Source organism: Azospirillum sp. ST 5-10 (assembly GCF_051225715.1).
In the GTDB taxonomy this organism is placed as follows: domain Bacteria; phylum Pseudomonadota; class Alphaproteobacteria; order Azospirillales; family Azospirillaceae; genus Azospirillum.
This window is the reverse complement of the sequence record NZ_JBPJSP010000008.1, coordinates 191,838-203,897: the sequence shown is the minus strand read 5'-3', so window position 1 is coordinate 203,897 and position 12,060 is coordinate 191,838. Positions and strand designations below refer to the sequence as shown.

Here is a 12,060-nt window from a genome sequence, read left to right as displayed (position 1 = left end):
GAACGCGGCGACCCTCTCCCGGCCTTCAGGCCAACCATCCTATCAGGAGGTCGCCCGATGAGTGGAAGTCATACAAGCGGCCGCCGTTCGCCAGACCGCGCTTCTGTCAGGGGTGGGCGCTTGTCGAACTTTCGAGTTCGCAGAACAGCAGATTGTAGGGCAGTCCCGCGACGGTGATTCGCGTGACGGTGGTGTCCGCGAATCCGCACGGCTTGTATCCTGATTTCTCGATGCGGATGTTCGCCATGATGCCCGGGTTGACCCTTCGTATCTTGAGTTTTGTGGTGCACCCTTCCAGGGCACGGTGTGCTTCGGTGGCGCAGGGGAGGCGAGCACCGTTGACATAGACGTCGGCACCGGTGGGCCTGGAGTCGACGATCCATCGCTCCGCCGGTGGCGCGAGATCCGCGGTCGACACTACCCGAAGCGGCGGCGCCGTCGGGAGATCCGTTACGGTCAGAAACGGTGAATCCACCACGGCACCGACTGCGGCCCCAGCCCAAACGTTGCCAGCATGGCCGGTGAGAGCGCCGGCGACGGCACCGACGATGGCCCCGGGGGGCAACTGGCGGTCAATGAGTTCCATCGCCTCGTCTGCACTGAGTTCCCTGACTGCCTCGGTACCCGGATCATAGATCAGATAGACCGGGGGTGGCGGTCGTTCGCCGTCGGACGAGAGCCTCCTGTCCGTGAAATCTTGCTGTGACGTTACACACCCGCTCACGACAACGGACGCGGCGACCATTGTCGACATTCGGAAAGGCCGGGTTCGGCATCGCCTCATCGAATCGCCTCCCCACCGCTGTCTGCGCGCAACAGCATGAACACCAGCGCGAAAAAGTACAATCCCGCATAGAGTAGAAATATGAGTTGCAGATTGATGACGGGCTGTATTCGGTCGATGGCATATTGACCAGATTCAGCCTGAATGGCTGCATAGATTTTTGTTTCAATTGCAAAAAATAGGCATATGACTCCAGAGAAGACGCAGAACAAGGATATCGAGAATCCGATAATAGGAATTCTTTCAAAGCTGCTTCTCAGTGAAAATATACAAAATCCCAATGCTGCAAATATGGCAACCATGAGGCTCATGGTTCCATCGGAGATGGACTGTATGATAGCGATAAAGGCCTGTCCATTGCTGCCGTCGGAGGCGCCAAACAGGACGACATCCTCTATTGGAAAGGGGATGAATTGTCCGAACATGATGCCGCTGATCAGGGACGTGAACACCATCACTAGAAACGAGCCGACAATCGTCGGCACCAGGATGGCCAGAGCGGCTGCGATGACCTGATCGTTCTTGTCTCCCATTTTCTATGCAGCCTAGAAATTGGATACCAGTTCGGTGTACGCGGCGGCCGCGCTACTTCCGCTCCCAGACCTTGCTTTCCATGTAGCGGTTGGCGAGGAAGCGGTAGGTCATCTTCTGCAGTTGCTCGACGGTCTGCGATTTCTCGATGGGGACGCCGTCCCAGGCCTGCAGCAGCTCCTCCCACTCGATCAGCCGTTCGCGCAGCTCGTCGCGGATCTTGCGGACGAAGCTGACGGTGGTGTCGAAGGACTTCAGCGCGCCGACGATCTCGCCGGTCTGGGCGTCGGCCTGCTCGAAGATCGAGTCGAACTCCTTCAGGGGGCGGCGCAGCAGCCCCTGCATCCGGGCCACCTCCGAGACGAAGCTGCGGTCGGTGCGGTAGAGCTGGGTGATCCGCGCCAGGTTGTCGTTGATCGCGCGGATGTGACGGAAGCGGTCGCGCAGCGCCTCGATGTAGGAGAGTTCCTGGGTCAGGTCGTCGATGCGGTCGGTGATGTACTGCTCGGGGTTGTCGGTGATGCCGAGCTTCGCGGCGATCGCCTGGAACGCCGCCTTCAGCCGGGCCTTGGTCTGCGGATCCTCGACGACCTGCTCCAGCTCGTCGATGTCGACGACGATCATCTCGCTGCCGGTGATCCAGGAGACGAGCTGCACGGTCAGCCGGCCGCGGGCGATCAGCCGGTGCTTCTCGTCGACCGACCAGGAGGCGCTGCCGTCGAGCAGTTCCCCGGGGATCTTCTCGCCCGGGCGGATCTGCTTCACGAAGCGCAGCCCCTTGGCCACGGTGTCCAGCAGCCGGGCGTCGTGCGACCCCTCGCCGATGTCGAAGGACTCCTTCAGCGTCTGGAAGGGCAGGGAGGCCTTGAGGTCGCCCAGCAGGATGTTCAGCACCGGCTCCTTGGTGGTGGCGTCCACCGAGAAGTGCGCCGACGGCAGGGTGAACACCTTGTGCTGGAAATCGAAATGGGTGTCCCGAATCGGGGCGGGAGCGGTTCCCGACGGCTTGTCGGCGCCGCCGCCGGTCTCGGTGTTCGCGACATCGGTCATGGTCGGGCCGGCGAGGATTGGAGGATTATCCCTACAGCGAAACACCGTCCGGCCGCAACCGTGCTGCATCGCGCCGCGGCGCCCACCGCACGGATGCTACAGGAGGTCGCGCAGGCGGAACCACGTCATCGCCAGGACGAGCGCCGGCGTGCGCAGCAGCGGCCCGCCGGGGAAGCGGCCGTGGGGGATGCGGGCCAGCACGTCGAAGCGCTCCGCCGTCCCGGCCACCGCCTCGGCGATGGTGCGCCCGGCGATGCCGGCGAGCGCCACCCCGTGCCCGGAATAGCCGTGGGCGAAGAAGGTGGTGGGGCTGAGCCGGCCGAGGTGGGGCATGCGGTTGACGGTGATGGCGACGTGGCCGCCCCAGGTGTGGGCGATCCGCGCGTCCTTCAGGGTGGGGAAGACGCGCAGCATCTTGCGCCGCAGCGCCTGGGTCAGGCCGGGCTGGTCGAGCCCGGAGTAGCTGACGCCGCCGCCGAACAGCAGGCGGTGGTCGGGCGAACGGCGGAAGTAGTTCAGCACGAAGTTCATGTCGGACACCGCCACGTCGGCCGGCAGCAGCGCCGTCGCCGTCGCTTCGCCCAGCGGCTCGGTGGCGATGATGTAGGTGGCCACCGGCATGATGGTGCCGGCGAGCCGCGGCACCAGGCCGTTGAGATAGGCGTTGCCGGCCAGCACCAGGTGGCCGGCCCGCACCGTTCCGCCCGCCGTGCGCGCCGAGGGCGACGGCCCGGTGTCGAGCGCGGTCACCCGCGACCCCTCGAAGATCCGCACCCCCGCCGCCGCCGCGGCGTCGGCCAGGCCGAGGGCGTAGTTCAGGGGGTGCAGGTGGCCGCTGCCGGCATCGTGCAGGCCGCCCGCATAGGCCGGGCTGGCGACGTAGCGGGCGAGCCCGGCGCGGTCGAGCAGCGTCTGCTTGGCGTAGCCGTAGCCGTCGCGCAGCTCGCGCTCCATCCCCGCCAGCTCGGCGGCGTGCCGCTCCTTGGGTGCGGCCAGCACGTAGCCCCAGGTGAGATCGCAGCGGATGGCGTGGCGGGCGATGCGGTCGGCCAGCAGCGCCTTGGCCTCCTCGTTGAGGTCCCAGAGCTTGCGCGCGTCGTCCCGGCCCACCCAGCCCTCGATGGTGGCCATCGGCTTGTTGTAGCCGGTGATGATCTGTCCGCCGTTGCGCCCGGAGGCGCCCCAGCCGACCCGCTCCGCCTCCAGCAGCACCACGTCGAAGCCGCGCTCGCGCAGCTCCAGCGCGGCCATCAGGCCGGTGTAGCCGCCGCCGACGACGCAGACGTCGCACCGTTCCTCGCCGGCTAGGACGGGGTGGGGCGGGTGCGGGTTGGCCGTGTCGGCGTACCAGGAGCGCGGGAACGGAACGGTGCTCATGCCCATCGCATAGGACCGCGGCGGGGCCCCGTCAACCGGCCGGCCCGCATGCCGGCCCTGCGGCCGGACCCGCGTTCGACAAAGTCGCCCCCGCGCCTCTGGCGCTTCCACCCGGTTCGGCACCATATTAGGGGGGTCTTCAACAAAGGGGAGGCCGTCCGCCGGGGCCCGCGCGGACCGTTTTGTTCATGGCTTTCATGGATGACTTCATCAAGAAGAACCGCATTACCGAAGTCGAATGTCTCGTTCCCGACATGTCGGGCATCGCACGCGGCAAGATCGTGCCGGCGGAGAAGTTCCTGCGCATCCTGCGCGATCGTGGTCTGCGGCTGCCGGAAGCGATCTTCGTGCAGACCGTCACCGGCGAATATCCGGACGAGGACAACATCACCTCGGACGAGAACTCCGACATCTACATGATTCCCGACGAACGGACGATCCGCTTCGTCCCCTGGTACAAGGAACCGACCGGGCAGGTCATCACCGATTGCGTCTACGCCGACGGCAGCCCCGTCGACTTCTCGCCGCGCCACGTGCTGAAGCGGGTGCTCAACCTCTACGAGGAGCGGGGCTGGAAGCCGGTGGTGGCGCCGGAGCTGGAGTTCTTCCTGGTCCAGGTCAACAAGGACCCCGACTACCCGCTGGTGCCGCCGGTCGGCCGCAACGGCCGGGTGGAGAGCGGCCGCCAGGCGTTCGGCATCGACGCCGTCAACGAGTTCGACCCGATCTTCGAGGAGATCTACGATTTCTGCGAGGTTCAGGACATCGACATCGACACCCTGACCCACGAGGCCGGCGCCGCGCAGATCGAGATCAACTTCAACCACGGCGACGCGCTGGAACTGGCCGACCAGGCCTTCCTGTTCAAGCGGACGGCGCGCGAGGCGGCGATCCGCCATCAGGTCTACGCCACCTTCATGGCCAAGCCGATGCAGTCCGAACCGGGCAGCGCCATGCACATCCACCAGTCGGTGGTCGACAAGGACACCGGGCGCAACCTGTTCGCCAACCCCGACGGCTCCGACAGCGCCCTGTTCATGTCGCACCTCGCCGGGCTGCAGAAGTTCCTGCCCTACGTGATGCCGCTGCTGGCGCCCAACGTGAACTCCTACCGGCGGCTGGTGCCCAACTCCGACGCCCCCATCAACGTCCACTGGGGGCGCGACAACCGCACCACCGGCCTGCGCGTGCCGGTGTCGCCGGCCGACGCGCGCCGCGTCGAGAACCGGGTCGCCGGCGCCGACGCCAACCCCTACCTCGCCATCGCCGCCTCGCTGGCGTGCGGCTGGCTGGGCATGGAGCAGGGGCTCGAACCCACCGATCCCGTCAAGGGCTCGGCCTACCGGCTCGCCTTCACCCTGCCGCGCCACCAGGGCGACGCGCTGGCCAAGTTCAACGCCAGCAAGCCGCTGCGCGAGGTGCTGGGCGAGAAGTTCATCGCCGCCTTCACCTGCGTCAAGGAGGCGGAGTACGAAGCCTACCACCGCGTCATCAGCTCCTGGGAACGCGAGAACCTGCTGCTGAACGTGTGACGGGGCCGGGACGCCGGTCGGGGGCGGCGCCGCCGAGGCCGCCGCTCCCCGCCGCCCCGGGGCCGGACAAAAACAAACAGTCTTGACGGTTTGTTTCGGGCGTGCGACGCTTTTTCGCGCCGCACAAGGATCGAGGGCCCGTGTCCGACCGCAGCCGTCACGCGCCTCCCCGGCGCCGCACCCAGGAGATGCGCTCCGCCGAGACGCGCGCCAAGCTGATCGACGCCACCCTGGACGTGCTGCTGGCCGAGGGGTACCAGAACTTCACGACGCAGCGCGTCTGCGACGTGGCCGGCGTGTCCCGCGGCGCCATGCTGCACCACTTCCCGAGCCGGGAACGCCTTCTCGCCCACGCCATCGAGCACATGCTCACGGTCGCCGCCGAGGACATCCGCGCCCAGGCCAGCCGGGTGCGCAGCGGCGAGATCCCGGTCCGCGACTTCATCGACTATCTCTGGGCCGAGCACTTCTCCAACCGGCTCTTCTACGTCACGCTGGAGCACGTCACCATCGCCCGCACCGATGCCGGCGTGCGGGCCGAGCTGATGCCGGTCGTCAAGCGCTTCCATCAGGCGCTCGACGAGACCTGGCAGGAGTTCTTCCACACGGCGTCGCTGCCCGACCCCACCGTCGCGGTGATCCTGAACCTGACCCTGTGCCTGCTGCGCGGCATGGGGGTGCAGAGCGTGCTGCGCCCGGGGGACGACTCCTACTACGGCGCGCTGCTCACGGCCTGGAAGGCCATCCTCGCCGCCCTGGTCGGCGGCGAGCCGCTCGACCACGGCGTGCTCGCCGGCCTGACCGCCCAGCCCTTTCCGGCGGCCGAGCCGGACCCCGATCGACGATAGGAACGGCCGACGACAAGAACGGCCGACGACAAGAACGGCAACGCTGCCCCCACAACAGGAGAGCTCCATGTCCCGTGCAACCCGCTACGTCCCGCTCGCCTCGCTCCTCGCCTCGGTGGCCGTCGCGGCGGTCGTCCCGGCCGCCCCCGCGACGGCCCAGGACAAGACCTTCACCGTCGGCGCGCTCGACCCCGTGTCGGGCGCCGGCGGCACCTACGGCACCGGCATGCAGAAGGCGACCCTGGCCGCCGCCGAGGAGATCAACGCCGCCGGCGGGGCCTGCGGTGCCCGCATCGAGGTGGTCGCCGAGGACACCCAGACCTCGCCGGAAGCCGCCGTGCTGGCCGCCAAGAAGCTGGTCGAGGTCAACAAGGTGCAGGTGGTGATGGGGACCTGGTCGTCGGGCGTCACCCTGGCGGTGATGCCGATCACCACGGCCGCCGGCGTGCCGCTGATGAACACCTCCGGTGCCCCGGCGATCTCCACCGAGGACAAGGACGACCTGGTCTGGCGCTTCCAGGCGACCAACGGCCGCTTCGGCCGCGCCTTCGCCGAGATCGCCGGGGTCCGCGGCTTCAAGCGGCCGGCGACGATGGCCTTCAACAACGCCTCGGGCCTCGGCAACACCGAGGGGTTCGAGGAGGCGTGGAAGGCCAAGGGCGGCGACATCGTCGCCAAGGTCGTGTACGAGCCCAAGCAGGCGAGCTACCGCTCCGAGCTGCAGCAGATCCTCGCCGCCGACCCCGACGTGGTGGTGATGGGCTCCTATCTGCCGGACACCACCATCATCCTGCGCGAATGGTACCAGAGCGGCGAGAACCCCGACCTCAAGTGGATCATTCCGGGCTGGGCGGCCAACGAGAAGCTGGTCGAGGCGCTGGGGCCCGAGGTGACCGAGGGCGTCATCGCCGTCGACAGCATCAGCAACGAGAAGGCGCCGTCCTACGCCCGTTTCGGCGAACTCTACGGCAAGGCCACCGGCCAGCCCGCGGGCGCCAACGTCTACGCCGCCATGACCTACGACATGATGGTGCTGTGGGGGCTGGCGATGGAGGCGTCCTGCCCGGATCTCGCGCCCAAGGCGATCAACGCCAAGCTGCGTGCCGTCGACGCCGCGGCGGGCGAGAAGGTCTACGGCTTCGCCGAGGGCAAGGCGGCCCTGGCGGCGGGAAAGACCATCAACTACGAGGGAGCGTCGAGCCAGCTGGCGCTCGACGAGTTCGGCGACGTCACCCCGGACTTCAGCCTGTCGGTGATCAAGGACGGCAAGGTGGTGCGCGAGCGCATCGTCTCGCTCGGCGCGAAGTGAGCGCCGTTTCCCGCGGCATGGGCGGGGCGCCGCCCCGTCCATGCCTCCCTCCCCTTCGCCTCGACGGGAGCGCGGTGCGGTGGACAGCGCCTATTTCCTGAACCTGGCCTTCAACGGGATGATCCTCGGCCTGATCGTCGCCCTGGCGGCGCTGTCGATCACCCTGGTCTTCGGCGTCGCGCGCTTCCCCAACGCCGCCGCCGGCGACGTCGCCACCGTCGGCGCCTTCGCCGGCCTGGCGGCCACCGCCACCGGCGGCGGCACCGCGGCGATCCTGGGCTTCGGCATCCTCGGCGCGGCGGCGCTGTCGGTCTTCTTCTACGCCGCGCTGTTCCGCGGCCTGGCGGACAAGCCTCCGGTCGCCTCGCTGATCGCCTCGATCGGCGTCGCCTTCTTCGTGCGGGCGGTGCTCACCTTCTTCGTCGGCCACGGCCAGCAGGTCTATCCGCTTCCCATCGTCCGCGCCATGCGGCTGGGGCCGCTGCGGGTGCAGCCGACCGACCTGCAGGTCATCGCCGCCGCCGTGCTGGCCCTGGCCGCCGTGTTCGCGCTCCTGCACCTCACGCCGATCGGGCGGCGCATGCGGGCGGTGGCCGACAACCCCGACCTGGCGCGGGCCAGCGGCATCGCCGCCACCCCGGTGCTGGTGGTCATGTGGGTCTGCGCCGGGGCGCTGGCCGGAGTCGCCGGGACGCTGCTCGGCATCAAGACGGTGGTCTCGCCGGAAATGGGCTGGGACCTGCTGATGCCCGCCTTCGCCGCCACCATCCTGGGGACCATCGGCAACCCGCTGGGCGCCGTGCTGGGCGGCCTCGTCATCGGTCTGGCGCAGGAGCTGTCGACGCCGCTCGTCGGCTTCACCTACAAGATCGGCGTCGGCTTCCTGGTCCTTCTGCTCACGCTCCTGGTGCGGCCGCAGGGCCTGTTCGCCAGGAACGCGCTGGTCCGCTGAGCGCCGGGAAGGGAGCACACGCCATGGAAGCCTATCTCCTCGCCGTCGCCGTCGTCGCCCTCATCTACACCCTGCTGACCCTCGGCCTGAACCTGCAGTACGGGTTCACCGGCCTGATCAACTTCGGCGTCGTCGGCTTCTTCGCCGTCGGCGCCTACGCCAGCGGGCTCACCGTGCGCGCCGGCTGGCCGCTGCCGCTCGGCCTGCTCCTCGCCGTCGTCGCGGCGGCGGTCGCGAGCTGGCCGGTGGCGCTGCTGTCGCTGCGCCTGCGCGTCGAATACTTCGCCATCGTCATGCTGGGCTACGCCGAGACGATCCGCCTGGTGGTCACCAGCGAGGGCTGGCTGACCGGCGGCGTGCGCGGCGTCGCCGGCATCCCCTCGACCGCGGCGGCGCTCGGGCTGGACGCCGATCCCAGCCTCGTCACCTTCGCGATCGCGCTGGCCGCCGTGGCCGCCGTCATCCTGGCGACGCGGCGCCTCATCGCCAGCCCGTTCGGCCGGGTGATCCGCGCCATCCGCGACGACGAGGAGGCGGTCCGCTCGCTCGGCAAGCACCCCGGGCGCTTCAAGGTCACCGTGTTCGTCCTGGGCAGCGCGGTCGCCGGCCTGGCCGGCGCGCTCTACGCCCATTACATCACCTACATCGCCCCCGACCAGTTCATGTCGCTGCTCACCTTCTACATCTGGGTGGCGATGATCCTCGGCGGCGCCGGGCGGATCGGCGGGGCCGTCGCCGGCACCGTCGTGCTGATGGTCTTCGTCGAGGGCTCGCGCTTCCTGCGCGACCTCCTGCCGGGGGTGGCGGAGGTCGAGATGTCGTCGATCCGCCTCGGCGTGATCGGTCTCGCCCTGATGCTGCTGATGCGCTGGCGTCCGCAGGGCATTCTCGGGGGAAGGGGGGACGCATGACCGCCGCGGACACGACGGGTGCCCTGGCCGTCGCCGGCCTGCAGAAGCGCTTCGGCGGCGTCACCGTCCTCGACGGGGTGGCGTTCTCGGCGCCCGCCGACGGGGTGTCGGGGATGATCGGCCCCAACGGCGCCGGCAAGAGCACGCTCTTCTCCATCATCACCGGCTTCCAGGAGGGCGACGCCGGCCGCGTCGCCTTCGACGGGCGCGACATCACCCGGCTGCCGGTGGTGGACCGCGTGCGCCTCGGCCTCGGCCGCACCTTCCAGGTGCCGCGCGAGTTCGGCTCCCTCAGCGTGCGCGAGAACCTGATGGCGGCGGCGCCGCAGCAGAGCGGGGAGCGCCTGCTCACCGCCTTCCTGAGGCCCGGCCGGGTGCGCGCCGAGGAGGCGGCGATCCGCGAACGCGCCGACGGCTGGCTGGCCTTCCTCAACCTGGCGCACGTCGCCGACACGCCCGCCGGGCGCCTGTCGGGCGGCCAGCGCAAGCTGCTGGAGCTCGGCCGCGTGCTGATGCTGGAGCCGCGCATGATCCTGCTCGACGAGCCCTTCGCCGGGGTCAACCCGGTGCTGATCGGCGAGATCGCCGCCCGCATCCGCGAGCTCGCCGCCAAGGGCATCGGCTTCCTCATCGTCGAGCACAACCTGCCCGCCCTGGCCGCGCTGGTGGAGCGCATGTTCGTCATCGACCGCGGCCGCCTCCTGGCCGAGGGGACGCCGGCGGCGGTGCTGGCCGATCCGGCGGTCCGCGAGGCCTACATGGGAGGGGCCGCGGCATGACCATCCTGAAGGTCGAGAACCTCTACGCCGGCTACGGCGACGTCGACATCGTCAACGACCTGTCGCTGCGCGTCGAGCCGCGGGAGATCGTCACCATCGCCGGCACCAACGGCTCGGGCAAGTCGACCCTGGTGAAGGGGCTGATGGGCCTGCTGAAGCGCATCCGCGGCCGCGTCGAGTTCGAGGGCGCCTCGCTGCTGGCGGTGCCGAGCGAGCGGCGCATCCACATGGGCATCGCCTACGTGCCCCAGGTCAACAACGTGTTCGCCTCCCTCTCCGTGCTGGAGAACCTGCAGGTCGTCGAGGGGGTGAAGGACCGCGCCCGCCGCATCGCCGAGATGCTGACGCGCTTCCCCGCCCTGGAGGAGCGGCGCTCCACCCGGGCGGGGGCGCTGTCGGGGGGCGAGCGCCAGCAGCTCGCCTTCGCGCGCGCGCTGATGGCCTCGCCGCGCCTGATGATCCTCGACGAGCCGACGGCGGCGCTGTCGCCGGCGCTGGTGCACGGCGTGCTGGACCTCATCCGCACCCTGCCCGAGCTGGGGGTGGCGGTGCTGCTGGTGGAACAGCGCGCCCGCCAGGCGCTGGCGATCAGCGACCGCGGCTACATCCTCGACAGCGGCCGGGTCGTCATCGACGACCGCGCCGACCGCCTGCTGGCGGACGAGCGCATGGCCGACCTCTACCTCGGCGAGCATTGACGCCGCCGCAACCGTCCCGACCGATCCGAGAGCCCCCTTCATGACCGAAACCATCTTCCGCAACGCCCGCGTCCTCGACGTGGTGGCCGGCCGCTACGTCGACGGGCAGTCCGTGCTGGTGCGCGACGGCCGCATCGCCGCCGTGGCGCCCGACGCGCACCGCCAGGCCGGCGCCGACGCCGGGGAGATCGACGTCGCCGGCCGGGTGCTGATGCCCGGCCTGTGCGACGGCCACGTCCACGTCACCGCCATCGTGCCCGACTTCGCCCTGCTGGGCCGCCTGTCGCCGGCCTACGTCACCGTGCACGCCGGCGAGATCCTGGCGGGGATGACGCGGCGCGGCTTCACCACCGTGCGCGACGCCGGCGGCGCCGACTGGGGCCTCGCCCGCGCCGTCGCCGAGGGGGCGCTGACGGGGCCGCGCCTCCTCTTCTGCGGCCATGCCCTGTCGCAGACCGGCGGCCACGGCGACATGCGCGGCCCCGGCGAGAACAACCTGGACCATTGCCTGTGCTGCTCCGGCCTCGGCCGGTTGTGCGACGGCGTGCCGGAGATGCGGCGCGCCTGCCGCGACGAGATCCGCAAGGGCGCCACCCACCTGAAGCTGATGGTCTCGGGCGGGGTGGCGTCGCCCACCGACCGCATCGACTCCACCCAGTTCGCCGTGGAGGAGCTGGTCGCCGCCTGCGAGGAGGCGGACGCCGCCAACATCCCGGTGATGGCGCACGCCTACACCGGCCGCGCCATCGTCCGCGCCCTGGAGGCCGGCGTCTCCTCGATCGAGCACGGCAACCTGCTGGACGAGCCGGCCGTCGCCACCCTGCTGCGGCTCGACCGCTGGCTGGTGCCGACGCTCGCCACCTACCACGCGCTGGCCGCCGAAGGGCTGGCGGCCGGCATGCCGGCCGACCTGCACCGCAAGGTCTACGAGGTGCTGGACGCCGGGACCGAGGCCCTGCGCATGGCCGCCCGCGCCGGCGTCAAGCTGGTCTACGGTTCCGACCTGCTGGGCCCGATGCAGCGCCACCAGCTCACCGAGTTCGCCATCCGCGGCGCCGTGCAGGAGCCGATCGACATCCTGCGCGCGGCCACCACCGAGGCCGCCGCCCTGTTCCGCATGTCCGACCGCATCGGCCGGGTCGAGGCGGGCCTGCTCGCCGACCTGCTGATCGTCGACGGCGACGTGCTGCATTCGGTCGAGCCCTGGTCGCGTCCGGACGAGAGCATCCGGCTGGTCATGAAGGAGGGGCGGGTCCAGCTGGCGCGCGGCTAGTCGACAGGGCGTGAGG

General features: G+C 69.7%; 12 protein-coding genes. 8 read left to right on the top strand and 4 right to left on the bottom strand.

The window, feature by feature from the left end:
• Positions 1–106 precede the first annotated feature (106 nt).
• The 4 genes from ACSBPG_RS12260 to ACSBPG_RS12245 form a co-directional block, all read right to left on the bottom strand.
• Positions 107–745 carry a glycine zipper family protein gene (locus tag ACSBPG_RS12260; RefSeq protein WP_435537444.1) on the bottom strand — a complete coding sequence of 213 codons (639 nt, stop codon included), beginning with the start codon at positions 743–745 and terminating at the stop codon, positions 107–109.
• 35 nt (positions 746–780) lie between these two features.
• Positions 781–1,317 carry a hypothetical protein gene (locus ACSBPG_RS12255; protein WP_435537443.1) on the bottom strand — a complete coding sequence of 179 codons (537 nt, stop codon included), beginning with the start codon at positions 1,315–1,317 and terminating at the stop codon, positions 781–783.
• A gap of 52 nt (positions 1,318–1,369) precedes the next feature.
• Positions 1,370–2,365 carry a hypothetical protein gene (locus tag ACSBPG_RS12250; protein WP_435537442.1) on the bottom strand — a complete coding sequence of 332 codons (996 nt, stop codon included), beginning with the start codon at positions 2,363–2,365 and terminating at the stop codon, positions 1,370–1,372.
• Between the two features lie 96 nt (positions 2,366–2,461).
• Positions 2,462–3,742: an NAD(P)/FAD-dependent oxidoreductase gene (locus tag ACSBPG_RS12245; RefSeq protein WP_435537441.1), complete on the bottom strand. Its 1,281-nt coding sequence runs from the start codon at positions 3,740–3,742 to the stop codon at positions 2,462–2,464.
• A 188-nt stretch (positions 3,743–3,930) separates the two neighbouring features.
• On the opposite strand from ACSBPG_RS12245, the gene ACSBPG_RS12240 reads away from it, so the two are divergent.
• From ACSBPG_RS12240 to ACSBPG_RS12205, 8 genes are all read left to right on the top strand, one after another.
• On the top strand, positions 3,931–5,274 hold the full coding sequence (locus ACSBPG_RS12240) for a glutamine synthetase family protein (protein ID WP_435537440.1): 1,344 nt from the start codon (positions 3,931–3,933) through the stop codon (positions 5,272–5,274).
• 140 nt (positions 5,275–5,414) lie between these two features.
• Positions 5,415–6,122: a TetR/AcrR family transcriptional regulator gene (locus ACSBPG_RS12235; RefSeq protein WP_435537439.1), complete on the top strand. Its 708-nt coding sequence runs from the start codon at positions 5,415–5,417 to the stop codon at positions 6,120–6,122.
• A 67-nt stretch (positions 6,123–6,189) separates the two neighbouring features.
• Entirely contained in the window at positions 6,190–7,431 is a 1,242-nt protein-coding gene (locus ACSBPG_RS12230) for an ABC transporter substrate-binding protein (RefSeq protein ID WP_435537438.1), read from the top strand.
• A gap of 79 nt (positions 7,432–7,510) precedes the next feature.
• The gene (locus ACSBPG_RS12225) at positions 7,511–8,383 is read left to right on the top strand and encodes a branched-chain amino acid ABC transporter permease (RefSeq protein WP_435537437.1); all 873 of its coding nucleotides are present in this window, start codon (positions 7,511–7,513) and stop codon (positions 8,381–8,383) included.
• A 23-nt stretch (positions 8,384–8,406) separates the two neighbouring features.
• The gene (locus ACSBPG_RS12220) at positions 8,407–9,294 is read left to right on the top strand and encodes a branched-chain amino acid ABC transporter permease (protein WP_435537436.1); all 888 of its coding nucleotides are present in this window, start codon (positions 8,407–8,409) and stop codon (positions 9,292–9,294) included.
• Positions 9,291–10,073 (top strand): ABC transporter ATP-binding protein, encoded by a 783-nt coding sequence (locus tag ACSBPG_RS12215; protein ID WP_435537435.1) that lies wholly within the window; start codon positions 9,291–9,293, stop codon positions 10,071–10,073. The genes ACSBPG_RS12220 and ACSBPG_RS12215 overlap by 4 nt, the downstream gene beginning before the upstream one ends.
• Positions 10,070–10,771 (top strand): ABC transporter ATP-binding protein, encoded by a 702-nt coding sequence (locus ACSBPG_RS12210; RefSeq protein ID WP_435537434.1) that lies wholly within the window; start codon positions 10,070–10,072, stop codon positions 10,769–10,771. The genes ACSBPG_RS12215 and ACSBPG_RS12210 overlap by 4 nt, the downstream gene beginning before the upstream one ends.
• A 40-nt stretch (positions 10,772–10,811) precedes the next feature.
• The gene (locus ACSBPG_RS12205; protein ID WP_435537433.1) at positions 10,812–12,044 is read left to right on the top strand and encodes an amidohydrolase family protein; all 1,233 of its coding nucleotides are present in this window, start codon (positions 10,812–10,814) and stop codon (positions 12,042–12,044) included.
• Positions 12,045–12,060 lie beyond the last annotated feature (16 nt).